We start from the raw sequence: 25,167 nt of genomic DNA, 5'->3' as shown, positions 1-25,167 counted from the left end.
GTTTTTTAGCTAATTATTATCATTATTTATAAAGACAATTTTTCAAGTTTCACTATAAATTTCTAATTATGAAGAAAGCTTTAATTCTATTGATGGGGATAGGTCTATTCTTTTCCTGTAGTAAAGACACACCAGTTATCGATGAACCTGTAACATCTAAAGAGTACATTGTGTCATTGGGTTTTTCCGGTGAAATAACAGAAATTTCCGAATCACCTTTAAGGTCAACGGAAAGCAATGATTTATACGGCATACAAGTCTATGCTGCACCTACACAGGGCAGTACTGACTACAAGCCTTATGCGTATGGGTTATTTGATAACAAAGCTTCAATGACGGTAAAATTATTGGAGGGATACAAGTATAAATTCGTATGTTCAATGGTTGTAGATGGGAAAAACAGATTGCTTTTTAGCGGTGGTGGTTATTATTTACCATTTTACACAAATGAGGTTACTCCACTAAACAATGCATTTACCTATTCTTCCTCTAAGGAAATGACGTCATTGTCAAGAGGATCGACATTTTTAATAAATCCCCGGTCGATTTTTGATCGTCCAAATCTTGATAGATACCATGGGCAGATTGAAGGCTATACTCCATCTAACAATGGTTCCGTATCTATTAACATGAAGCGTGTAGTATTTGGAGTAAAAGTGGAAGTAGAAGGAGTTACGGATGGACAAGTAAAAATAAGTATCTCTGAAGCACCTGATTTGTATATTGAGTATCCTGCGACTGAAATACAACAGATTTTCACTTTTCAAAACACTTATCCTTATGCTAGCTGGACGAACGATAATTATTCGGAAACCATCACTCTTTCCGTCAATTGGTTAAAAGCTGATGGAGCCGAAGTCCCTATAGCTACACAAGACATAGCTTTTAAACGAAATATGCTTACGACAATACGGGTTAAAGTAAATGACGCACTGGTGGATAACAATTTAACCATAACTACTGAAAGTACTGAAATGGGAGATGGGGGAACGATCGATCTTGAAGGAGATGGGGGAACAGAAACGCCTGTTGACCCTAATCCATAAGACTCAAATATACAGAATAAATTGAGGTGGCGCTGCTTTTTGAGCAGCGCCACCTTTTGTACGTGTAAAATCCGGAGCATGTATAAGTTTACAGGATAAAACTCACTCGGCAAGAGAGGATATTTATTTAATTCGTGCGATATTTTGTTTATTATCAAAAATGTACGCAATGAGGATATTATTATTTTTCACTTCGTAGAAAATTGTAGTTTGTTTGCTCAATACCGCTTTTCGAAGTCTTTTTTGATATTCCGACCGAGGAAAGATAAACGGAAACCGACAAATCAGATCAAGTTGTTTATTTAAATTTTCCTTGAAATCAGTGATTACTTTTTCTGACCAATTCTCATGGAGATAATCGAGAATATCTTCTAAATTACGAATTGATTCTTCCGACCAACGAAGTTTATAAGAGCCCATACCGTTGTTTTACCTCCTCGTGCGGAACGGTTCTTCCTTCGTCAATATCTTTCAATCCCCTTTCGATCCCTGCCTTTTGTTCATCGCTCAGATCATTCCACCAATCATGATCACGTTCGCTATCTTTTACTATTTTTAGATAGCGAATTACCTCTTCATCTTCAAGACGGGCAAGCCATTCGATGAGTTCCAATTTGATCGCGTCGTGTCCCATAGTCAGCGTCTTTAGTTATAAACAATTACTTAACCTCGATGGTTCGATTTCATCAGACTATTTCTGCGCTCGACAATGTTCAAGCGAGCTTGACATTGTTCTCGCTTAACGAAATAGTTCTTTTTTCGCGGCTACTTTGGAAAGCGAGTTCAATGATCCGCATCACATTGAGGGCTTCTTCCGGTTTGACGGCAAGAGGTACTTTACCGTTGATGGCGTCACGCAGGTTGATGAAATAATCGCGGTAATCGCCATGTTCACTTTCCAGTTTTCCCTGTATCTTCACTCCTTTATACTCGGCATTGATAGTACCCCAGATGTTTTCGGGTTCGCGTCCCCAGTCTTTTCCTTCGGGTTTGGCGCCTCCGTCGAGTGTCGCCTCCTGCACGTCAAGTCCATATTTCACAAATGAGCCATTGGTGCCGTGAAGCATGTAGGTAGCTCCGGGAATACGGCAGATCATTCCCGATTTCAGCGTGGCTGTAAAAGTGGGATAGTGGAGGCGTACATCGAAATGGTCGTCGGCTTTTGCCCAGGGGCGCTGCGCATTGATCTCGGCCGTTACCGCTTCCGGCATACCGAAAAACCAGAGTGCCTGATCTATAAGGTGCGAACCCAGATCATAGAAAATCCCTGATCCGGGTAGTGGTTCTTCCCGCCATGCACCTCTCGGGCGGGGTTCGGTACGGTAGCGGTCGAAGTGAGTTTCATAATCAACAATTTCTCCGAGAAGACCGCTATCGAGCAGTTTTTTCACCGTTTTGGTATCACTTGTGAAACGACGGTTGTGATAGACGGTGAGGATTTTTTGCTGCCGCTTGGAGATCTCGATCAGTTCGGCAGCTTCCTTTACATCTACAGTGAATGGTTTTTCCACCACTACATGCTTACCTGCCAGCAGGGCTTCCCGTGCCCAGCGGAAATGGTCGGTATTGGGTGAAGTAACAATAACGAGGTCAATCTCGGGATCGTCGATGATCCCTTTTCCGTCGGGAACCACTGCGGTAATAGGGTATCGTTCTTCAATAAGCGCTTCTCTTTCGGGATCGGATGTGCTGATCTTCGTGAGTTCAAATCCTTCTACTACATCGATAAAAGGAGCATGAAATACCCGGCCGGAAAGTCCGTAACCGATAATACCTGTGCGAATGTTGGTTGACATAGGTTGTTAAGTTAAAAGTTAAAAGTGAAAAATTTGACAATTTAATAATTTAACGATCCCGACAAGTCGGGACAAGTGGTGACAATTTGATGATGAAGCCAATTCAAATTTTTAGCAGAAAACCGACCAGTTTCTCCATAGCCAATGCCCGGTGGCTAATACTGTTCTTTACTTCGTTGCCCAATTCGGCAAAGGTTTTATCATACCCGTCAGGCATGAAAATGGGATCGTATCCGAAACCGGTCGTACCCCGTTTTTCTTCGATGATCTTCCCTTTGATCACTCCATCAAAAAGATGCTCTTTTCCGTCGATGACTAATGCAATCACGGTACGGAATTGTGCTGCCCGATTTTCTGCCCCCTTTAAAACCGAAAGTAACTTATCCATATTATCCGTCGGGTTGCAACCGTTTCCCGCATACCGTGACGAGTAGACACCGGGTGCGCCATCCAGTGCCTCCACTTCCAGGCCGGTATCGTCGGCAAAGCAGTCGTAACCATATTTCTCCCTGACAAATCCGGCCTTGATCAGTGCGTTTTCCTCCAGGGTGCTGCCTGTTTCTTCGATCTCTTCATGGCAGTCGATATCGGCGAGGCTGAGGATACGTAACCGTCCTCCTGTAATTTTCCGGATCTCGTCGAGTTTATGTTGGTTGTTGGTGGCAAAAACTATTTCCCTCATTGTTACTTTCTTATTTTTTGAGCCCTTTCCCTCTCGCGTTGTTTCAGCGCTGCTTCACGCTTCCGCTGTCTCTCTTTTAATTCCTGTTCTCTTTGCCGGATCCTGGCTTCACGTTGCCGCTCCCGCTCTTTTATCAATTGTTCCCTGTTTTTGCGGGACGCCGTTCCCTGCTGTTGCTGTAATGCTTTGGCAGCATTTTCCTCGAGTTTTCGCTTCAGCGATTCGGGTGTTTCCCGTTCAATCTGACGGGCCGGTTCTGTCCGAACAGTTTTCTCCCCGGATGTTATCCGTTCAGTCTGATACACCGGTTGCGGTTGAGAGGATATCTCTTTTTGTTCCGGAATAGTGACCGGAGATGTCTCCAAAGATACAATCTTTTCCGATTCTTTATCCCTTTTTTCTTCAATTTCTACCCTTTCATCTTTTATTATTGATTGGAAAGTCACAGTGGCCGTTGCCATATTTTCTTTATAGAAAGCATTGTATTCATTCAATTTTTTCCCTGATTGTATGAGTCTCGTGTTCTCTTCGGAGATGATGACGGGAGTAGTTTCCATAATGGCAGATAGGAAAAGAGAGTCGGAAAGTATTATCTCTGTGTATCGGGATACCTCTTCAAAAGACTGGAAAGGTTCGATCTGAAGTGCTTCTACCCCCGGCAGATATATATAGGAGAAGTTGAACCTGCGGAGTTTGAAATGAGAAAAATTGAAATCGGCTATTGTGAAGAGAAGTTGGTTTTTATCGACCGAACCAGATGCAAAGGTAAGCAAAAGGTAATGCAGCCCGTTTTTATCGGGACTGAAAGGGATGACTTGCCCGTTCCTACTCTCAGCGGAGCCGATTGGGCGTGATTGCCATAATCCGTTTCGGGATCGCCATTGCCTGTGCAAGGAAGCATTTTCCGCTAAAGTTCTACCTTCTGACAACCGCCCGTGGGTATTTTGGCTGTGCTGTATATTTCCGGCAATTGAATCAGTTGCAACCATAACCGTAGTCATCACCTTTTGTACTGCTTTATTATCGGGTTCGGAAGGGCGAAAAATCTGTGCCAGTGAGTCATTTGCTATAGCTGATTGCCAACGGACAGCGTTTAATGTAAGTTCGGAGGGGGTGCGAAGCCCTTTCACCTCTTCAAAGGCACGGTGGGCTTTGTCCTTTTCCCCGGTCACTGCATAGATTTGCCCAAGCAGGAATTGTAATCTTTTTCTCCTGAGATGGTCGGATTCCTGCGCTATGGTTTTTTGTAATTGAGGGATCGCTTCAGGAAACTCCTTTTTCCGTATCAAAAAATAAGTGTAATGTTCGGCAAACAATCTGTCCAGATCCACGGATAATTTTTTATTTCTTAATGCATAGATTGTTTGTTCTGCTTCGTATGTCCTTTCCGTTTCCGTATATATCCGAAGCATCCATATCTCCGTTTCATCCACCACGTCGGGATCGTGACCGAACTGGCGCAGCATCCCGGAGAAGACCGTCAGTGCCTCGTCATAATCACCATTCTGCAAAAGGGCTTTTCCCCGTAGCATCCATACATTTTTCAGGAATGGATTGAATTCCTCCTGCCGTAGCCATTGCCGGTATTCCTGAGAGTGGGCTTTAGCAGGATCGCGACGCGGCTTTGCCGTGATGGAGTGTTCACGGATGGCTTTTTCGGTTTTTTCGATCACCGGATCGAAAATCCCTCCGGAGGACGATTTTTCTGCATTAGGGAGTGAAGGGTAGAAGGGAAGCAATTCCCCATAGTTTTCATGAAAATTCTCCGTTCTCTCTTTTAAAATCTCGTGGTAAGCCTCTTCGGCATTGAAATAGATATTGTAACGTGTGGTGAGTTCATGATAGGCGCGTGTGGCTGTCGTATTTCTTCTGGTGGTACATCCTGTAAAAAGAGTGATACAGGCCAATATCCATAGTATATGCCCTGTTTTTTCTTTCCTCCTTATTCTTTCTGTTGATAACACTGGTGATCTCCTTTCCGGGTAATTATCTCTTTTAATTAACTCGAAAAATAGAATTTTATTGTCCTACCGTGTGTTTGAAACTAAATGGAATACCAATCCTATTGGAGTAAACAGAATTTTTGTCTCTACGGTATCTCTTGTGGCGCAGTCTTTAATGTTTTACCGGTAATAACTTTTATTGCCTTGGCAATAAAAAACATCATGATAAGCACAAAAATGATAAACGCGCCGGAAGGTACATTCAGATAATAGGAGAGTAACAATCCTGTTACACAACCTGTAAAGCTTAACAGGATTGAGAGAGAAATTATTTTTGAATAGTTCACCGTGAAGAGGTTGGCTGTCATCTGCGGCACTGTGATCAGGGACATCAGCAGTACGATTCCCACCAACCGGATGCTTAATACGATGGTAACGGCAATGAAAAGCATCATCGCATATTCGATAAACTGTGTGGGTAAGCGTCGGGTTTGTGCAAATTCGGTATCGAACGATACCGAAACAATAGCATGATAGAACAGGATAAAGAAAAGCAGGAGGATCAACGATAGGACGAGCAGGGCGGTGATATCACTACGAGTGATGGTAAGGATATTCCCGAAGAGGTACTCCGACAGGTTGGGCGCATAGCCGGGTGTGAGGAAGGTGAGCACTATCCCGATGGCCATCCCCAATGACCAGAAGACGGCAATGGCCGAATCTTCACGTACACCCTGTTTCTGTGATAACCATTGGATGCCGAATGCCGAGAATATGGAGAAAACCATAGCCGACAAAATGGGAGAGAGGCTGAAATAGAACCCTATCCCCAATCCTCCTAACGAGGCGTGGGTTATACCGCCGCTGATGAATACCAATCTTTTGGTGACTACGTAAGTGCCTATGATACCACAGGCAATACTTGCAAAAAAACTGCCTAGCAGAGCATTGCGAAAGAAAGCATAATCCAGGAGTTCAATGATATTCATCCGGTCAGCAGGCGTGCATTTTTTGTGCCCTCAATTCATTGACGAACATCAGCACTTCGTCTTTCAACTGGTCAGGAAGGGAAATATCCCTCATTTGGAGACTCCTGATCCAGCGTGGCTTTTCTTCGTCGAGTACGGAATAAAAGACTTCCCGGAATTCATCTATTTCATTGGCTGCATAGCCGTCAGAATCGCGGTGAGCATACCGGTCGAGCTCTTCATCGTCGAAATATTCCGGTTTCTCTGCAAAAGCAGCTATCAGGCTATCCCGCTCACATGTTTCATGTGCACCGCAACAGCCGCTATCTCCCAGATTTATGGAAGGGGGAGTTGCCTCACGCTCCTTATTGTTCCCTTTCCTGCGTTGCAGGTAGTTGGAGATTGTGAGTGCCACAACGAAAAAGAGTATAATGCCTGTGAAAAGGAGTAAACTTTGCATAATAATTACCTTTCTTCAATTGTAAATCCCGCCTGTTTCAGGTCGTTCCAAAAATCAGGGTAGGATTTGGATACTACTTTAGGATCATTGATAATGAGTGATCCGGACACAATGGCTCCGGGAGCCAGTGACATGGCCATCCGGTGATCGTCATAAGTGTCGATGGCCGGTTCTTTTTCCGGCAGACACCGTTCTCCGTCCCATTCCAGCATCCCGATCCCATTTTCCTTAAGCAGGTAGCCCGACTTCTTCAATTCGTTGATCAGTGCGGCCACCCTGTCAGTTTCCTTTATCTTCAGGCTTTGAATCCCGGAGAAAAGAAACGGTATGCCTTTAAAACAACAAGTGGCGGCAAAAGTTTGTGCCAGATCCGGCTCATTTACAAAATCGTGGAAAAATTTTTTGGTTCCCTTTTTTGTATTTCGGATGATAATGCCTTCCGGGACGAATTCTGTTGTAACCCCCAAATCGCTGAACAGGTTGGTCACGTTGGAATCGCCCTGAAGGCTGTTTCTTCCTAAGCCTTTTAACGTTACTTCCGCCCCGGGGATAAGGGATACCATCTCATACCAGTAAGAGGCGGCAGTCCAGTCCGGTTCCACCACAAACTCTACAGGGTTGTACACCTGCGGTTTCACGACGATGTCGTTACCGTCCCACTTAGTCTGTACCCCGCATTTCTCCATCATGCTGACAGTGAGGTGTATATAGGGCTTCGATACGATTTCATTTTCGATATGCATCACCAGTCCGTTTTCCATTCCGGGTGCTATCATCAGTAAGGCAGATATAAATTGCGAGCTGATATTGCCCGACAGGTAGACTTCGCCTCCTTTTAGCCTTTTACCTTTTATTTTCAAGGGTGGATATCCCTCTTTTTCCAAATAATCAATTTCGGCTCCTAAGGCTATAAGTGTCTCCACCAGCGGATAAATGGGCCTTTCATGCATCCGCTTCGAGCCTTTGATGATCCATTCGCCTTCCATTCCTGCCAGAAAAGCTGTCAGAAAACGCATGGCGGTACCGGCAGCCTTTATATCGAACTGGTTGGATTTGGAATTGAATGCGTCTATGAGCACTTGTGTATCTTCACAGTCCGACAGATTCCTGATCGGGTAAGGACTCAAACTCAAGGCATTCAGAATAAGTGCCCTATTGCTCATACTCTTGGATGCGGGAAGCTGCACGGTTGTGCGCAGGGCATCAGGTGGGTATATTTTATATTGTAACGGCATTTGCGGGTGAAATATTGATACAAAAATAATACTTTAAACCGAAGGTTGAGCGGTTTATTTCCGCTTTTACTTTGTTTTAATTGATTTAAACTTTTTTCTCTTTCAACTACCGCGTTATGCGGCCAACCCGTAGATAAAGATAGCCAGCATGGCAGTAGGGACTACATAGCGTAAAAGGAATATATAGGTTCTGAGAAATCCTATGCCAAATTTGAGCGTCCTTTCATTGGTGAGTTGTGCATATACAAGTCTGCGGTTGAGATGCCATCCTACGAAAAGAGAAATGAAGAAACCGCCTATCGGCAGCATGAATTTGGCAGAAGCAACATCGAGGAAATTGAAAAATGATGAGGAGAACGAGGCGAAGATGCCTAAAATGATTACACCTGCAGTGACCAATAGTGTACTTTTTCTACGTGAAATGTGATATTCTTCGTGGATATATACCGTGACTACCTCCATCAGGGAAATAGTGGATGTAAGGGCTGCGAGTGCCAACAGGCAAAAGAAAAGGGTGCTCCAAATCATAGAACCCGCCATCTGGTTGAACAATTCGGGTAATGTGATAAAGAGTAATCCCGGACCGCCGGCTACCAGTTCGTCGACAATGGTGCCGGGATTGGTTGTCAAAGCGAATGCCGCGGGAAAGATGACCACACCGGCGAGAATAGCCACCAGTGAGTCGAGAACGGAAACCTGTACCGCTGTTTTTACAAGTGGAGTCTTATCATTGAAGTAGGATCCGTAAGTGATCATACAACCCATGCCGAGGGAGAGGGAGAAGAAAGCCTGTCCCATGGCATCGAGGAAGACGGTCGATTTTACATGCGCCAGGTCGGGCTTGAAAAGGAAATTGAGTCCTGCTATAGCACCGTCAAGGGTAACCGAACGGATGGCCAGTATAATAAGTAACAGGAAGAGTAATGGCATTAAAATCTTGGCAGATTGCTCAATCCCTTTCTTCACGCCGGAAAGGATAAAGAATGCAGTGAGAAGTGTAAAGATAATCATCCAGATGATTTGTTTGGCAGGATTACTTTGCAATTCTATGAAGTTGGCCGAAAGATTATCCACCCCAAAGAGATATCCCGAGACCGATTGGAAGATATAGACAAGTGTCCAGCCGCACACTACCATATAAAATCCCATGATGACAAATCCGGTGAGTACACCCAGCCTGCCGACCCATTTCCATTGGGTACCGGGAGCCAGTTTGTGATAAGCACCGGCGGTATTGGCCCGGGAGGCCCTGCCGACCATGAATTCGCTTACCATAAGCGGTATGCCGAAAAACAAGATACAACCAATGTATACCAGGATAAAAATGGCCCCTCCACCATCAGCCGTCTGGCTGGGAAAACGCCAGATATTACCTAAACCTACGGCTGATCCTGCGGCTGCGGCGATTACTCCGATTTTTGATACAAATGTTGCTCGTTTATCAGACATAATATAGTTGTTTTCGTTAATTCTGATGATGGTCTTTTAAATTCTCCATTCTACCCCCTCTTTGGTGTCTTTTATCTCTACACCAATCGCTTTCAGTTCATCGCGGATTTTATCTGATGTACTCCAGTCTTTGTTTTCCCGTGCCGTTTTACGGATGTCGATAATTAAATTCATCAATCCCTCTATCACGTCACTGCCGCCCATGCTTTTTGACTCGTCAAGCAGTCCCAATACCTCGAAAATAAAGGTATGCATTAGTTTTCTCAAAGCCTCCAGGTCGGCCGTGGTGAGGGTTTCTTTTTTGTCGTTAGCCGAATTGATGATACGTACCCCTTCAAACAGATTTGCGATCAGTACAGGACTGTTAAAATCATCGTTCATGGCGGCATAACATTTTTCCTCCAGTGCAGCGATATCTACCGAAGAGGAAGCGGACGGAGATAATTTCTCTAATACCGACAGGCTTTCCATCAGTTTTTTGTATCCTTTTTCTGCTGCTTGCAGTGCTTCGTTGGAGAAATCGAGCGTGCTTCTGTAGTGTGATTGCGCCATGAAGAAGCGTACTGTCATTGGAGAGTATCCTCTTTCCAATAAGGGATGGTCTCCTGTGAACAGTTCTTTGGGTAAGAAGCCGTTCCCGGCTGTTTTGGACATGCGGGCACCGTTCACAGTGAGCATATTGGTGTGCAACCAGTATTTGGCGGGTGCGGTGTGGTTACAAGCTTCTGATTGGGCGATCTCGTTGGTGTGGTGGGTTGCCTGGAGATCCATCCCTCCCCCATGTATATCGAAAGTAGTGCCCAGATACTTTGTACTCATTGCCGAACACTCTATATGCCAGCCGGGGAATCCCCATCCCCAGGGGGAGGGCCACTGCATCAGGGTCTCCGGTTTTGCCTTGATCCAAAGGGCAAAGTCGAGCCTGCCCCGCTTCTCGTCCTGTCCGCCCAGTTCCCGTGTCCCTTCCAGCAGGTCTTCCATCTTTCGGTTAGTGAGTTGGCCGTAATCATGCTCTTTGCTGTATTTCTCCACATCGAAATAGACAGAACCGTTTACCTCATAAGCGAACCCCGCGGCCATGATCTTTTTGATCATCTCTATCTGCTCTATTATATGCCCGGTGGCAGCCGGCTCTATGCTGGGAGGAAGTGTGTTGAAGAGTGCCATTACGTCATGGAAGCCAATAGTGTATTTCTGTACTATCTCCATCGGTTCCAACTGCTCCAGTTTGGCCCTTTTGGCAAATTTATCATCACCCTCATCCCGGTCGCCCTCCAAATGGCCGGCATCGGTGATGTTACGCACATAGCGTACCTTGTATCCGAGATGGAGCAGATACCTGTATATCATATCAAAAGAGATGAAAGTGCGGCAATTCCCGAGATGTATATCGCTGTAGACAGTAGGTCCGCAAACATACATACCCACAAGAGGGGGATGCAGCGGTTCAAATGGTTCTTTTGTCCTACTGAGTGTGTTGTAGATTATCAACCTCTTTTCCTTTTCTTCGCTCATAATGAATGATGTTTTTTTAAGAGAGGCAAAAATACAAATTATAATAGAATAATATGTAAAAGTAAAGTGGGAATGTGGAAAAGAGGAAAAGCGGAAAGGTGCCTGAGTGGTTAGGCGGCTAAGTGGATGAGTGGACTGAAATGAATTGGAAATAGAGAATTGAAAATGGAAAATCGACGGAGTCAAATCTTGAAAAAGAGTCACATTTATGAGGCTGTTTTGTATATTTTTAATATTTTTGCGGCTTCTTTGGATTCACTTGAATTATTAAAACAAAAAGTCTTTATGGTACGAAACATTGTTCTATCCCTTGTTATTTTATGTGCGGCAGGGACTATTCAAGCGCAGAACCTGCAACTGCACTTCGATCCCCGTCATTCATTGTATGGAGATAAGATAGGTGCTCCTGTCAATTATCTTACCGCTACCTTTGAGATGTTTAAACCCGACCAGTGGGGAAGTACTTTCATGTTCGTGGATTTCGATTTCAATTTCGATAAACGTAATCCCGGACTTGCTTATGCTGAGATAGCCCGCGAATTTAAGATTGGTGATTTTCCTTTACTGCCCCATATTGAATACAATGGCGGATTGGGATTAGTAAGAGGGCTGGATGGCGTTGGTTTTTCCATTCCAAGTTCTTATCTGGGTGGATTTGGTTATCCGTTCCAACTGGGTAATTTTTTCATGAGTACTTACGTGGCTTATAAACTGAATGCTTTCCAAGAGTTAAGTCATGATGCACAGTGGACACTTACATGGAACTCTACCCTTGCCGGTGGCAAGCTTTCACTGGCCGGTTTCCTGGATATCTGGAGTGAAAACAAGAATCGTACCGGAGAAGGAGACGAAAAGGGGAAGAAGATGGTTTTGCTAAGCGAACCCCAGATATGGTACAATATTACACCCCAATTTGCTATTGGAAGTGAGGTAGAGGTGAGTTATAATTTTGTTATCGGGGCAAATAGCTTTTATGCTATCCCTACGATAGCTACCAAATGGAATTTTTAATCTAAATCCCATAAAATCATGCTGGAAAAATTATTTAAACTGAAGCAACATAAGACAACTGTACGGACGGAACTCGTGGCGGGAGTCATTACTTTTCTTACCATGTCCTATATCCTGGTGGTGAACCCCAATATCCTAGGAGCGACGGGAATGGACAGGTCAGCACTTTTTACCGCAACAGCACTTGCAACTGTATTAGGTACACTTTTTATGGCGTTTATCCCTAATCTGCCGGTGGCACAGGCACCGGGCATGGGGTTGAACTCCTTTTTCGCATTTTCGGTGGTGATAGGATTGGGATACTCCTGGCAGATGGCCTTGACAGCGGTCTTTATTCAGGGTATTATCTTCGTACTTCTCACCCTGTTCAATATCCGTGAACTGATAGTGAAGAGTATTCCGGGCACTATTAAAAATGCTATCCCTGTGGGTATCGGGCTCTTTATCACTTTGCTCGGCCTGCAAAATGCGGGATTGATTGTGAAGGATGAAAATACTATGGTCACGCTGGGCGTCATGTCTAATCCTCACGTATGGGTAGCTTTGTTAGGACTTATCCTTACTGCGGTACTCTTTTACAAAAAGGTGCACGGAGCTTTTCTTATCGGAATTGCGGCAGCTACTATCTTCGCAGTTGTCCTCGGGCTGGTACACTTTCCTGAAGGAAGCGTGGTTGCGCTTCCACCCGATATTTCGCCCATTTTTGTACAATTCGAATGGACGAATATTTTTACTTTCGATATGCTAATCGTGGTATTCACTTTCCTGTTCGTGAACCTTTTTGATACTATCGGAACATTGTTAGGGGTGGCTTCTAAAATAGGCATTACCGATGAGAACGGCGACTTTCCTCAGCTTAAACGTGCTCTCTTTGCCGATGCACTCGGTACTACCTTTGGCGCTGTACTGGGGACCAGCACAGTTACTTCTTATGTGGAAAGTGCTTCGGGAGTGGCTGTAGGTGGTCGCACGGGGCTGACCGCTCTTTCTACGGCGGCCATGTTTGCCCTGGCGCTATTCTTTGCTCCGCTCTTCCTGATGGTACCGGCTGCAGCTACTGCCCCCGCCTTGATTCTGGTAGGACTGTTTATGATCACTTCCGTAGTGAAGATCAATTTCGACGATATGACCGAAGCATTACCCGCATTTCTCACCATTGTGATGATGCCGTTTGCTTTCAGTATTGCTCAGGGAATTGTCTTCGGTATGCTCTCTTTTGTCTTCCTGAAAGCATTGAGTGGAAAGTTCAGACATATATCAGTCACCATGTGGGTAATCTTCGTGCTGTTTATTGCGAAGATGGTACTCGATGGAATGAACGTGCTTTAACCGGGATCGTTTGTGTATGTCGACTGAAATGACTACTTTTGCGGCCTAAATCAATATAAAATAGTAACAATAAATATCTTATGGCAACAACTGCTGATTTCAGGAACGGAATGTGCATCGATCTGGATGGCCAGTATTATTTTATCGTAGAGTTTCTTCATGTGAAACCGGGTAAGGGTGCAGCTTTTGTCCGTACTAAACTGAAAAATGTAACTACGGGACGAGTGCTCGAAAAGACATTCAACTCAGGTGTAAAGGTGGATGAGGTGCGTATTGAACGTCGCCCGTTCCAGTATCTTTACCGCGATGATATGGGGTATAACTTTATGAATACCGAAACTTTCGAACAGATCCCCATTCCGGAAGAGCAGATCGAAGGAGTGCGGTTCCTGAAAGAGGGTGATGTGGTGGATGTGCAGATCCATGCCGAAAGCGGTACAATCCTTACCGCCGAAATGCCGGTACATGTGGTGCTCGAGGTGACCTATACCGAACCGGGTATCAAGGGTGATACCGCTACAAACACGCTTAAACCCGCCACTGTGGAGACAGGCGCCGAAGTGCGTGTACCTCTGTTTATCGATGCGGGTGAAAAGATCAAAGTAGATACACGCGATGGATCATATGTCGAGCGTGTAAGAGGATAGTTGCAAATAGCATTTAGACGTATGGACTTCGACCGCATATTCGATTTTCTTGTTCGGTTGCAGATAAATAACGACCGCAACTGGTTCCATGAGCATAAATTCGAGTATGATCAAATCCGGGCCGATTTTGAAAACTTTATTAACAGGCTCATTGTGCCGCTTGCTCAACTCGATCCGGATATCGGATCGGTTACGGCCAATGAGTCTGTTTTTCGTATTTATCGCGATACCCGTTTCTCTCACGATAAAACACCTTATAAAACCCATCTCAGTGCCTTTATAGCAAACGGGGGAAAGAAAACCCGGTTTGCAGGCTACTATATCCATATTCAACCGGACGAATCATTCTTTGCCGGTGGTATTTATAGTCCCGACCCGGCTGCTTTGGAATCCATCAGAAACGAGATTTATCATCAGCCCGAGGAGATACGGAGTATTCTTGATAATAGGAAGTTCAAAAAAACTTTCCCCGAACTGTCTGCTGAAGATAGGCTTAAAAATCCGCCCAAGGGTTATCCGAAAGATTTTAAGGAAATCGAACTATTGAAAAATAAACACTTTATTACCCATTATCCTCTTGAAAATGAGTTTTTCCAACAAGAAGGGGGGATTGACCGGCTTGTGGAACTCTGCAAAATACAATATCCCCTTAATGCGTTTTTGAACAGGGCTGTGAAAGGCTGATGAAGCTCTGAAAAATCCAGAATAAGTTGACTTCTCTTCCAATTTGATGGGATCCCACAATATATCCTGTTTGCCTATTCATTTGTTATGAGTATATTAATAAATTATATGTGCGGGATAATTTTGTAACAAAGTTGTTTGTAACAAAGTTGTTTGTAACAAAGTTGTTTGTAGTTATTTTTTACCTATCTTTGTGACAGAAAGGAGATAACTGTATGGGAAATCCGTTTGTTTTTGGTTCGGCTACATCGGGCGAATGGTTTACTGACCGCGAAGCAGATGCTAAGCGCCTGTTGGCGAATTTCACACATGGTGTGAATACGATACTCATTTCACCACGTCGTTGGGGTAAGACCTCACTTGTGAGAAAGGTGAGCGAAGAAGCCTGTTCATCGGATCTGAAAGTTGTCAATATGGATGTGTTCTCCTGTCGCAACGCGGAGGAGTTCTACACCCTTTATGCTACAGAGCTGATCAAGCAAACAGCAAGCAGGTGGGAAGAATGGGTAGAAAACGCGAAACGCTTTTTGTCGGGACTGGTGCCGAAGATCAGTATTGGCGTTGATCCGATGACCGATTTCGCTCTTTCGTTCGATTTCTCCAATCAGCAGCAGAACGAAGAGGTACTGAATCTCCCCCAAAAAATCACAAAAGAGAAAGGCATCCGTATCGTGGTATGCCTGGATGAATTTCAGCAAATCGCCGAATTTGACAATGCGCTTTATTTTCAGCGGAAATTGCGGTCGGCATGGCAGTTGCACCAGGATGTAACCTATTGTCTTTACGGGAGCAAACAGCACTTAATGACTAAACTGTTCTCGAAACAGAGTATGCCGTTTTATAAGTTCGGTGATGTAATCTATCTCCAGAAAATTAATACGTCTGACTGGATATCATTTATCTGTCGCCGGTTTGAAGTTACCGGAAAGCAAATATCGCCCGAACTTGCTGAAAAAGTTTGCCTTACGGTAGAAAACCACTCCTCATATGTGCAGCAGTTGGCTTGGCTTTTATGGGTGCAAACGGATGTGAAGGCATCCGAAACCGGCTTTCAGGCAGCATATGCCGATTTACTGAATCAAAATTCGATGCTTTATTATAAGTATATCGATGGCCTGACCACCTACCAGCTTAATTTTTTGTATGCTGTGGCGGAGGGTGTAACGTCTGAATTTACCAGGAAGGAGAATCTGAAGCGTTACCAGTTAGGGACATCAGCCAATATAAGACGATTGAAAACATCTCTTGAAAACAAGGAGTTGATCTATATTTCGGGTAAAATCGTCAGTTTTAATGATCCTGTTTTTAAGCTGTGGTTCAAAAAAAATGTGAGAAGATTCTGATAAAAATAGTAATATGCAAATTATCCTGTCACCTGCCAAGTTAATGGACTTTTCCGGTAAAGGGGGAGACATAAAATCGTCAAGACCGTTATTCCCGGAAAAGACTAAAGAGTTGATAACTGTATGCCGGCAACTCTCGGAAAGGGAGATCGCGACGGAGATGGAGATCAATGCCAAAATGGCGCATGAAGTATATGAATATTTCCAGACGTTTGATCTCCGGCCTACTCCGAAACAATCGGCCGCACTCGCGTATAACGGTATTGCTTATAAGGGTTTGAATGCCCATGATTTTTCTGTGGAAGATTTCGATTTCGCGCAGCGGCATCTCAATATCATCTCCGGGTTATACGGTATTGTTCGTCCGCTGGATGCAATTAAGCCTTACCGGCTCGAGATGCAGAGAAAAATTATGCCGCGAGGATATAAGACACTCTACGATTTCTGGGAAGATACGGTCAATGGCCATCTCTCGAAAAAACTCCGGAAAGGAGATAAAACCATCATCAATGTAGCATCCAAAGAGTACGCAAAGGTAGTCAGGAAAAACAAGTTGCCGAAAGGTGTGAAAATCATCGACATCCAGTTTCTGCAGCAAGAAAATGATAAATTGAAACAGATTGTGGTGCATTCCAAGAAAGCGCGCGGCCTGATGTCCCGTTTTATCATTAAAAACAGGTTGACAGATCCGGAGGAAGTGAAAGGGTTTGATTACGAAGGTTATTTTTACTATCCGGTCCTTTCGAAAGAGGATACCTGGGTATTCGTACGGTAAGGAATTTAGTAAACTAAAAATGAATTTTTTCAGAAACGATGACAGAGTACAGGTTTATTTGTATTATACCGAGTGACGACAGAAAATCTACAGAGTGAAAAATAAAATTTCAATCTTGAATTTTTATTCAGACTTGCTTTATACGTAAATGACAGACGCCGGATAACAAAAACTATTTGAAGCAGAGGATGGTATTTTCGGAATTTTTCGTATATTTGCTTTGCCGAACACAGAACTATTTCGTTAAGCCGAATGCGCCGAACATGAGTTCACTTATCCTTACGCTACGGCGAGAAGTAGTCTGATTTTTGTGGACCGTTATGAGCAAGTTAAGTATCAAGCAGTGGGCGGAGGAAGATCGTCCCCGTGAAAAATTACTACTGAAAGGTGTTTCAGTACTTTCCGATTCGGAGCTTCTCGCTATCCTTATCGGTTCGGGCAACGATAAGCAAAGTGCAGTAGAACTGGCCCAACATATTTTGTCGAAGGCCGGTAACGATCTGAACAAATTGGCCCGGATGAGCGTATCCGATCTGGTAAATAATTTTCACGGCATTGGAAAAGCAAAAGCAGTAACTGTTTTTGCTGCGCTTGAGTTGGGCAGACGCAGGAAAGCGGTGGAAACTCCACGTCGGAAAAAGATTACTTCCTCGAGGATTGCTTATGAGTACTTTTTTCCTCTGATTTCTGATTTGAATCATGAGGAGACATGGGCATTGCTGACCGACCGTTCCAACAAGGTGCTTAGTACTATTCAGGTGAGCCGCGGCGGTATATCGGGTACGGTAGTAGATATCCGGTTGATCCTGCGGGAGGCGCTGGGGCAGTATGCGTCAGGAATCATTCTCGGGCACAACCATCCCTCGGGGCAATGCAGACCAAGTCCACAGGATACCCTCCTTACCAAAAAACTGAAAGAGGCTGCCCAGTGGATGGATATCTCTCTGCTCGACCATATTATCGTCTGTGGTGATAGTTATTTCAGTTTTGCAGATGAAGGAATTATCTGATGCAATTAAACAATATGCCGGGCAATCGGTTTAATCAAAAAACGAGATTATGAACGAAGAATTACAAGCTTTACAAGATAAAATAGTGGTCATGCTCCGTACGGTATACGACCCTGAGATTCCCGTGAATATTTATGACCTGGGAATGATCTATGATGTGGATATAGATGAGGAGAATAATGTGACCATTGAGATGACCTTCACTTCTCCCAGTTGTCCCGCAGCCGATTTCATACTGATGGATGTGCAATTAAAGGTAGAATCAATCCCTGAAGTGAATAAAGTGGAAATCGACCTCACTTTCGATCCCCCATGGGACCGGTCTATGATGAGTGAAGAAGCATTGTTGGAGCTGGGAATGATGTAATCAGGGTAAAGAGGCTAGTTGAATAAATTGATTGTGAGAAATAAAATCTATTTTCTTGCCGACGCCCATTTAGGCTCCAAATCACATGCCGATTCCATTGAAACGGAACGTAAACTGTGCCGATGGCTCGATCAGGTGAAGCGCGATGCCGCTGTGATCTTTTTGATGGGAGATATCTTCGATTATTGGTATGAGTACCGGTATGTGGTACCCAGAGGGTTTACACGTGTTCTTGGAAAGTTGGCCGAATTGACTGATGACGGAGTGGAAATTCATTTCTTTGTAGGAAATCATGATCTTTGGGTGACTGATTACCTCTCTGAAGAGTGCGGGATGATCCTCCACCTGGAGCCATATATCACGGATATTGAGGGCAGAAAATTTTTCCTTGCCCATGGCGACGGGCTGGGTGATGACTCCCGTTCGTTTCACCTTCTTCGGAAACTGTTTCGCAGTAAATTCCTGCAAAGATGCTTTTCAACCATTCATCCGCGATGGACGATACCACTGGCGCATTCCTGGTCGAACAGCAGTCGCGAGAATGGGGGTGTAGTTCCTTATCTGGGGGAAGACCAGGAGCATCTGATCCGTTTCGCGAAAAATAAGTTGAAAGAGATCCCTGATATCAACTACTTTATATTTGGACACCGTCACGTTTTACTCGACCTACCCATCGCTGAGCAGAGTCGAGTGATCATGCTGGGCGACTGGATCACTCTTTTTTCCTATGCGGAATTCGACGGGGAAAGTGTACAGTTAAAGCAATGGACATAGAGATATATGCGGGTTCCTTTAGAGTTATCGATTTTTCGTTTGGAAATTTCCCTAGCCTCTAAGTTGTTGGAAGAAATCCCATATTACAATACCTGCTGTCACTGATACGTTGAGAGAATGCTTGGTCCCATACTGAGGAATTTCGATGCATCCGTCTGATGCGTCTATTACCTGTTGTGCTACGCCATGTACTTCATGCCCGAAGATCACGGCATATTTTTTTTTGTTATCCAATTCAATTTCTTCCAGTGAGATACTGTGTTCAGCCTGCTCAATGGAGAAGACTGCATATCCCTCTGATTTTAATGTTTCTACAGCCGAAAGAGTTTCTTCGAAATAACGCCATTTTACAGAATCTTCGGCGCCAAGGGCTGTTTTGTGAATCTCTACGTCGGGCGGTGTACCTGTGATGCCGCAGAGCAATATCTCCTCTACCCGGAAGGCGTCCCCCGTACGGAATGCCGACCCTATATTATGCCGGCTGCGTACGTTGTCGAGCACCATTGCCAACGGTATTTTTTTTGCTTCCCGGAACTCCTCGACCGAGATGCGGTTCAGTTCTTCAATCTTTAGTTTTCGTCGTTGCATGTGTATACTTTGTTTTCCCTTAATTTTTGAGAGAAGCTATCTTAACATTTTTGATTGTAGATTGTTCCGACCTGAATAATAAATTTTCTACTTTCAAGCCGGGACGGAAAGAGATCATGGTGCGTTGACCTGCAATCTCCGTGTCGATTTGTGAACCGCCATATTTTTCTTCATATTTGACAATTATACGAACCGTAAACGGTTTATCGGTGCCAATCAGATTTTCGATCGCATAATCGCGCGCATGATTGGGATAGCCTCCTTCACGTAATGTTTTCTCCTCTTCGGAATAGTGGGTGGTATTTCCTTTTCCGTACTGTGCTCTTTTTGCCCGGGGGGTGATTTGTAATTCACAAGTCTTGTCTTCATCGGATCCCGACAATAGCAATCCCATTTTTTCTGATATTGCCTCTCCCGGATTTACATCGAATGTAAGCATGAAAGAAGAGTTGTCGACGGTAAAGGATGATGTTTCTTTCACCTCCCGGGTCAGTGTTTTGGCTTTTTGGGTTGTGGGAATGATTTCTTCCATCCATTTGGTGCCGATTCTTCCGTCAGGATATTGGATCATTTCATGAATATTGAGGGTTCCTCCCCAGTTTACCATAGGAATCCATCCGGCCATCAGGAAACGTCCGTCTGATATCTCCGTAATAGCCGGTACGCACATCCCGTTATAGAAATCCAACCCTTTCTCAACTATACTTTCATAATTGTCTTCCGGTGCACTGGCCGGTTTCGACCATAATCCCGTAAAACCACCGATTATATAATCGAAGTTGCCCCAGCGAAAGAAGAATGTACAATCACCGCCCGGAGGAAATCCGGGATTGACACTCCACCAGCCCCCATCGATAGATTCTGACTCCCATGTGCCTTTGGCTCCATAGTTGGCTAACATACGCAACCGCCCTTCGGGATCGGTATAAACGCTTGGATTTTCACAAGGGTGAAACAATATGTGAGTTTTTTTAAAGTTACTGATACCATCCTCACTGATAGAGTAAGTAGATCCGGCCGGATAACCGGGGATTGTATCATAGAGGAAAGAACCTGTAACGTTATGTGTATTGTAGAAATCCCACAGCAAAGGCAATGTTGTTTGTTCTCGTGGATAAATGCGTGTGGTATGGAGCCCATAGCTGATGCATAACTGGTCGTTGAAAATAAAGGGCGTCCCTGTTCCGAATGTTTCCCATTGTTCCTCAATAGGAGTTGCGGCAAGATGTTCTGTCCATGTCTTGAAATCGGCTGTGGAGATGTGTTCAAAGTAATGAGCTCCTCGTCCGAATTTACTGGCATGTCCACGCCTGTCGTAAAGATAGAATATATGATAGCGTCCTTTATGGTAGAAAGTGGCTACATCGCCTACCCAGGTATTATGTCCGGGAGGAGTCCAGTATTGTATCTCCTGTGAAATGCGGGGACTGTTTAATGCAACTTTCTGAGGTTCGATTCCCGGAAAGAATATTTCCGCTTTGGATACAACAGACGGATCTATCTGCCATGAGTTTGACGTTCCCCATTTGGGATAACCCAATGGGAAATCGTTATCCATTAGTTCGTTGTCGATATAAATAGTCCACTGAGTTCCTGAAAAATGAAGAATAACTTCATGATCGCCTGCCGGCTTTTTCAGCATGGCAAGAGGAAGACCTACCTGCATGTATCGGGCTTCGGTGGGTTCGACCGGTAAATGGAGCAGAAGAGATGCTTCCAGTACAGGAACCGAACCGTCGGGCATTGGATAGGCCGGGTAGTTCTGCTGTTTTCTGTCATTGACATCATGTTGATAAACGGTTAGCTCCAATACGTCAGGAATAGTGAGAATCGATTTTTTCGGGTTTACAAAGGGAAGATTTACCTGCAATTTGATAGTGAAACTGGAACTGTCGTTCGGGACGGTAAGATCTGCTCTGCTATTTTGTACCGAGAGAGTGCTTAATGGCGTATCCTCTGTTATAAAATTCCAGGGAGAAGAGTATAGTTCAAGCTGTACCGATCTCTTTTTCTCCATACAGCTAACTAATAAAATGCTGCTGATAATCATAAGAATAATTACGGGCAGTGTGTGTTGTTTTTTATTCATTATTGTAGGTATATAAATAATTGTTATTGCAATGAATGACAGGCGTAGTGAGAAGCAATTGGCTGGATCTGTTATCAGAGAAACTGACTTGAATTACGGACAACTATTTCTCCTGTCAGCGTTACTGTGATGGGAATTCGGTCATTGTCCTTTAACCTGCGCATGAGTAATTCAATACTGATATTGGCGATCTCTTCACACGGCTGCCTGTATGATGTCAGGGAATGTTTGAGGTGTTTAGAATATTTCATATCATCATAGCCACACATTAATACGTCTGATGATATCTTAATGTCCAGTGCGTCTAATGATGACATTAATACTGCAGCAGTAGAATCATTAGCACATACAATCCCTGTTTTTCCGGGAATAATCTCCATTTGTTTTACGAAATCCAGATCTTCGGGGTTGCCGTTAAATATATTGTGGCTATTAAATTGGTAACCATTCTTTAAAACGACATCTCTTACACCGGACAGGCGAAGAGCGACGGAGTTCGCCGAATCGGGGCGGTGAAAGAAGTGAATTATCTCACATCCTTGTTCTATCAGGTGTTGAGCCATAACACAGCCCGCATTGAAGTTATCAATGCATACCAGGTCGAATTCACTCCGCTCGGGAAACGCCAGAACATCTCTATCGATAAGTATGAGTGGGATATTGGCCTCTTTCACAGCCTTGCAAATCCTGAGGTTTATTTCGTAAGAATCCGGAACCCGTTCTAATGGGGAAAAGAAAATTCCATCTACCTTCTTATTTATATAGCTTTCACAGCATGTTTCAATAAGTGTTTTTCTGATTTCTGCACTACTTGCAGTTGCTCCTTCCCAAAGACAATTGAATCGACCGATATCCGATTGTCTGAGAAGTTGATCATTGATGATGGAAAATATTTCGGACTCACCCGCGCCGGGTAATAGTAAGCCAAAAGTATAAGTAGTATTTGAACATTGATAGACTACAACCGTTCCCAACCCTTTTGTCTTTTTGACAAATCCTTCTTCCTGCAACTGGTTGTATACTTTAGCAATGGTCGGACGAGATACAGAATATTTTTCGGCCAGGGTCTGCTCTGTCGGTAACATTGAACCCGGACGGAAAGCCTCTTTTACTATTTGATCTTTCAAGGTGTTGTAAATAGTTCTGTAACTAATTCTAGATTTCATGATGAGAATTTTAAAATGATATGCAAATGTAATTATTATTTTCATATAATTTGCATATATGAAAAATAAATGTAATTATTTTTTTCTTCTTAAAAATAAATTATGCATGATAAATATGTTTTTTGATTATGATTAGAAATTTGGAATGTTAAATATTGATGGACAAATGTTTACATTTTATAAATGTGATGTAGTTCTTTTTTTCTTTTCATCGACTTTTCTGATTTAGCTATTAAATAATTGATTTTTATTTAATTAATCTATCTTATTGATATCTCTGCCTGCTCTGTTTTTATGTTAATTCTATATGTTCAATAATATCATTTATGAATTAAAATGTAATAAATATGATAGTTTAAAATACTCTAAAATGTAAAATTATTGTTTGTTTGTGTGTGTGAGATATCTATATTTGTGTCCAAAAGATATCGGATGATCAGTAATCTAAATGTAAAATAAAAACTCAAAATGAATGCCTCTTTAAAAAATCCTATTCCAATGAAAAAGCAATTATTCATACCTCTTTTATTTATTACAATCTCTTCGATGGCACAGGTTGTGAAAGATTATAATCCTTCTATCCAGCGGACATCCCATCTGCAATATTTTAAACCTGTGGAGGAACATTTGTTTTCCGGCGATTGTATGCCTTATTATCACGACGGAACTTTCTATCTGTATTGGTTATTAGATGAAGGACATCATGCCGGACTGGATGGATTAGGTGGACATCAATGGGCCTTAAGTACAACCACGGATCTTATCCACTGGAAACATTATCCGGTTGCATTGGGAATAGATAATGAGGAGTGGGAAAAATCGATATGTACAGGCTCGGTTATTGCTGAAGGGGATAAATTCTATGCTTTTTACGCTACACGTGTAAAAGAAGAGGGAAAAGTGCATGAACAATTGAGTTATGCAATCAGTACAGATGGAGGATACCATTACCAGAAACAGGAACCCAACCCGTTTTATTATGCTCCCGAAGAATGTATCAGCCGTGATTTCAGGGATCCGAAAGTTTTTAAAGATATAGATGGTCTTTTTCATCTGTTTGTTTCGGGTAATTTAAAAGAACCCTCATTGGCTGGTTTTGGAGGTTATCTGGTGCATCTGGTCTCAACAGATCTGAAAAACTGGGAAGAGATAGAGTCTCCATTGGGAGGGCAAAGAGGTACGCCTGAATGTGCTGATTATTTTAAGTGGAACGATTGGTATTATCTATTATATAGTATTGGTGGTCATACCTATTATCTGATGTCGAAAGAAGCATACGGACCCTGGATATACCCTGAATCTCAGGCCCTCATTGAATATTTTGGAAGTGTTTATAAAACAGCCGGCTTCAAGGACGGTCGTCGCATTGCTGTAGCCTATTCCCCTTGCCGCAAGGATGATAAAGATAACGGAGACAGAATATGGGGAGGTACTATTTTGTTTCGGGAGCTTTATCAGGAACCGGATGGGACTTTATCTACCCATTTTCTGAAAGAAGTATTGCCGGCAATGGATCCGATATCTACTCCGGTTATAGAGATTGCTTCGCCGGTGAATATCGTATCTGTATCTAATGATTTTATTCAGATGAATGCATCGGGAAATATAGGCGTTGCTTCCCTTGCCGGTTTACCGGAGAATTATCGTATTTCAATGAAAATTGAACCGGATGGAAATTATGAGGAGTTAGGCTTATTTTTACGTGCTATCGATAAGAATAGAAATGGTTACCGATTGGAATTAAATGCTGATAATCATACAGTGTTAATGCATAATACCTCTATTCAGGCCGTGAAAGATTTAGAAAAAACTATCATTTTGGATGTGATCGTGTATGGTGAATTTTTTGATGTGTCTGTAAATAATAAACGATCTGTATTGAACCGTTTGCCTGAGCAAAAAGGTAATAACCTTTTCTTTTATGTGAAAAACGGGAATGCTGTTATCCGGGATATAAAGATTCAGAAGATTAAAGATTAGTGTTAGAGGATTAATAGAGAGTTTGCTTAGGACTCTTATTTGTTCGTATCCTGAAAAAATCGTTGGAGATTGCTTGATAATTGGTTGAAGTCTTCCCCGATAATCGGGTGGATTGTGTTCCTTATCCCTGTTTTTGTCAGTGAGGAATAATAAATGGAGTTGAATGATTTATGAATAAAAAATTAAAACTATGAAAAATCTTAACAGTGGATAATTGAATATTTATGAGGGAAATATTTGACTATATATTTTCCCATATGAGAGATAAAAAGGTGCCTTAAGTTTAATTGATAACTAAATATATATTTTA

General features: G+C 43.2%; 24 protein-coding genes. 11 read left to right on the top strand and 13 right to left on the bottom strand.

All coding sequences use genetic code 11. The features are described from left to right. The first annotated feature begins 68 nt into the window (after positions 1–68). Positions 69–1,046: a hypothetical protein gene (locus tag F597_RS0109110; RefSeq protein ID WP_019539425.1), complete on the top strand. Its 978-nt coding sequence runs from the start codon at positions 69–71 to the stop codon at positions 1,044–1,046. 123 nt (positions 1,047–1,169) lie between these two features. On the opposite strand, the gene F597_RS23105 is transcribed toward F597_RS0109110, so the two are convergent. From F597_RS23105 to cysS, 10 genes are all read right to left on the bottom strand, one after another. Further along, entirely contained in the window at positions 1,170–1,466 is a 297-nt protein-coding gene (locus F597_RS23105; RefSeq protein ID WP_019539424.1) for a type II toxin-antitoxin system RelE/ParE family toxin, read from the bottom strand. Continuing rightward, positions 1,453–1,680: a hypothetical protein gene (locus tag F597_RS0109100; protein ID WP_019539423.1), complete on the bottom strand. Its 228-nt coding sequence runs from the start codon at positions 1,678–1,680 to the stop codon at positions 1,453–1,455. The genes F597_RS23105 and F597_RS0109100 overlap by 14 nt, the downstream gene beginning before the upstream one ends. A 79-nt stretch (positions 1,681–1,759) precedes the next feature. After that, on the bottom strand, positions 1,760–2,842 hold the full coding sequence (locus F597_RS0109095) for an oxidoreductase (protein ID WP_019539422.1): 1,083 nt from the start codon (positions 2,840–2,842) through the stop codon (positions 1,760–1,762). 103 nt (positions 2,843–2,945) lie between these two features. Then, entirely contained in the window at positions 2,946–3,524 is a 579-nt protein-coding gene (locus F597_RS0109090) for a non-canonical purine NTP diphosphatase (protein WP_019539421.1), read from the bottom strand. A 2-nt stretch (positions 3,525–3,526) separates the two neighbouring features. Then, positions 3,527–5,488 (bottom strand): tetratricopeptide repeat protein, encoded by a 1,962-nt coding sequence (locus F597_RS0109085; RefSeq protein WP_157279067.1) that lies wholly within the window; start codon positions 5,486–5,488, stop codon positions 3,527–3,529. A 125-nt stretch (positions 5,489–5,613) separates the two neighbouring features. After that, entirely contained in the window at positions 5,614–6,447 is an 834-nt protein-coding gene (locus F597_RS0109080) for a metal ABC transporter permease (RefSeq protein WP_044060206.1), read from the bottom strand. 13 nt (positions 6,448–6,460) lie between these two features. Then, positions 6,461–6,895 carry a hypothetical protein gene (locus F597_RS0109075; RefSeq protein ID WP_019539418.1) on the bottom strand — a complete coding sequence of 145 codons (435 nt, stop codon included), beginning with the start codon at positions 6,893–6,895 and terminating at the stop codon, positions 6,461–6,463. 5 nt (positions 6,896–6,900) lie between these two features. Beyond that, entirely contained in the window at positions 6,901–8,130 is a 1,230-nt protein-coding gene (locus F597_RS0109070) for a 3-phosphoshikimate 1-carboxyvinyltransferase (protein WP_019539417.1), read from the bottom strand. Positions 8,131–8,244: 114 nt separating this feature from the next. Continuing rightward, positions 8,245–9,582, bottom strand: coding sequence for a sodium-dependent transporter (locus F597_RS0109065; RefSeq protein WP_087880400.1), 1,338 nt, complete (start codon positions 9,580–9,582; stop codon positions 8,245–8,247). A gap of 33 nt (positions 9,583–9,615) precedes the next feature. Next, complete coding sequence (gene cysS, locus F597_RS0109060; RefSeq protein ID WP_019539415.1) at positions 9,616–11,094, bottom strand: cysteine--tRNA ligase; 1,479 nt, start codon at positions 11,092–11,094, stop codon at positions 9,616–9,618. A 285-nt stretch (positions 11,095–11,379) separates the two neighbouring features. Here cysS and F597_RS0109055 point away from each other — a divergent pair, with 285 nt between their 5' ends. From F597_RS0109055 to F597_RS0109015, 9 genes are all read left to right on the top strand, one after another. Next, positions 11,380–12,105, top strand: a complete 726-nt coding sequence (locus tag F597_RS0109055) for a DUF5020 family protein (protein WP_026327308.1) — start codon at positions 11,380–11,382, stop codon at positions 12,103–12,105. 18 nt (positions 12,106–12,123) lie between these two features. After that, a complete protein-coding gene (locus tag F597_RS0109050) occupies positions 12,124–13,434 on the top strand; it encodes an NCS2 family permease (protein WP_019539413.1) in 1,311 nt (436 codons plus the stop codon). An 80-nt stretch (positions 13,435–13,514) separates the two neighbouring features. Continuing rightward, entirely contained in the window at positions 13,515–14,081 is a 567-nt protein-coding gene (gene efp / locus F597_RS0109045; protein ID WP_019539412.1) for an elongation factor P, read from the top strand. 21 nt (positions 14,082–14,102) lie between these two features. Then, entirely contained in the window at positions 14,103–14,765 is a 663-nt protein-coding gene (locus F597_RS0109040; protein WP_019539411.1) for a DUF2461 domain-containing protein, read from the top strand. A 215-nt stretch (positions 14,766–14,980) separates the two neighbouring features. Next, positions 14,981–16,108, top strand: a complete 1,128-nt coding sequence (locus F597_RS0109035) for an AAA family ATPase (protein WP_019539410.1) — start codon at positions 14,981–14,983, stop codon at positions 16,106–16,108. Between the two features lie 13 nt (positions 16,109–16,121). Next, complete coding sequence (locus F597_RS0109030; RefSeq protein ID WP_019539409.1) at positions 16,122–16,883, top strand: YaaA family protein; 762 nt, start codon at positions 16,122–16,124, stop codon at positions 16,881–16,883. A 320-nt stretch (positions 16,884–17,203) separates the two neighbouring features. Continuing rightward, positions 17,204–17,893 (top strand): RadC family protein, encoded by a 690-nt coding sequence (gene radC / locus F597_RS0109025; protein ID WP_019539408.1) that lies wholly within the window; start codon positions 17,204–17,206, stop codon positions 17,891–17,893. Positions 17,894–17,942: 49 nt separating this feature from the next. Further along, a complete protein-coding gene (locus tag F597_RS0109020; RefSeq protein WP_019539407.1) occupies positions 17,943–18,260 on the top strand; it encodes a metal-sulfur cluster assembly factor in 318 nt (105 codons plus the stop codon). A 27-nt stretch (positions 18,261–18,287) separates the two neighbouring features. Further along, complete coding sequence (locus F597_RS0109015) at positions 18,288–19,034, top strand: UDP-2,3-diacylglucosamine diphosphatase (RefSeq protein WP_019539406.1); 747 nt, start codon at positions 18,288–18,290, stop codon at positions 19,032–19,034. 51 nt (positions 19,035–19,085) lie between these two features. Here the strand turns inward: F597_RS0109015 and F597_RS0109010 are convergent, their stop codons facing one another. From F597_RS0109010 to F597_RS0109000, 3 genes are all read right to left on the bottom strand, one after another. Further along, the gene (locus tag F597_RS0109010; protein ID WP_019539405.1) at positions 19,086–19,622 is read right to left on the bottom strand and encodes an RNA methyltransferase; all 537 of its coding nucleotides are present in this window, start codon (positions 19,620–19,622) and stop codon (positions 19,086–19,088) included. A 19-nt stretch (positions 19,623–19,641) separates the two neighbouring features. Beyond that, the gene (locus tag F597_RS0109005) at positions 19,642–21,639 is read right to left on the bottom strand and encodes a glycoside hydrolase family protein (protein ID WP_139224212.1); all 1,998 of its coding nucleotides are present in this window, start codon (positions 21,637–21,639) and stop codon (positions 19,642–19,644) included. A 146-nt stretch (positions 21,640–21,785) separates the two neighbouring features. Then, positions 21,786–22,877 carry a GntR family transcriptional regulator gene (locus tag F597_RS0109000; RefSeq protein WP_044060204.1) on the bottom strand — a complete coding sequence of 364 codons (1,092 nt, stop codon included), beginning with the start codon at positions 22,875–22,877 and terminating at the stop codon, positions 21,786–21,788. Positions 22,878–23,375: 498 nt separating this feature from the next. Here F597_RS0109000 and F597_RS0108995 point away from each other — a divergent pair, with 498 nt between their 5' ends. After that, positions 23,376–24,857, top strand: a complete 1,482-nt coding sequence (locus F597_RS0108995) for a glycoside hydrolase family protein (RefSeq protein WP_139224211.1) — start codon at positions 23,376–23,378, stop codon at positions 24,855–24,857. The last annotated feature ends 310 nt before the right edge of the window (positions 24,858–25,167 follow it).

The sequence above is a fragment of the Proteiniphilum acetatigenes DSM 18083 genome, from assembly GCF_000380985.1.
Classification (GTDB): domain Bacteria; phylum Bacteroidota; class Bacteroidia; order Bacteroidales; family Dysgonomonadaceae; genus Proteiniphilum; species Proteiniphilum acetatigenes.
Note: the sequence above shows the minus strand (reverse complement) of the source record. Positions and strands in the feature narration are given on the sequence as shown.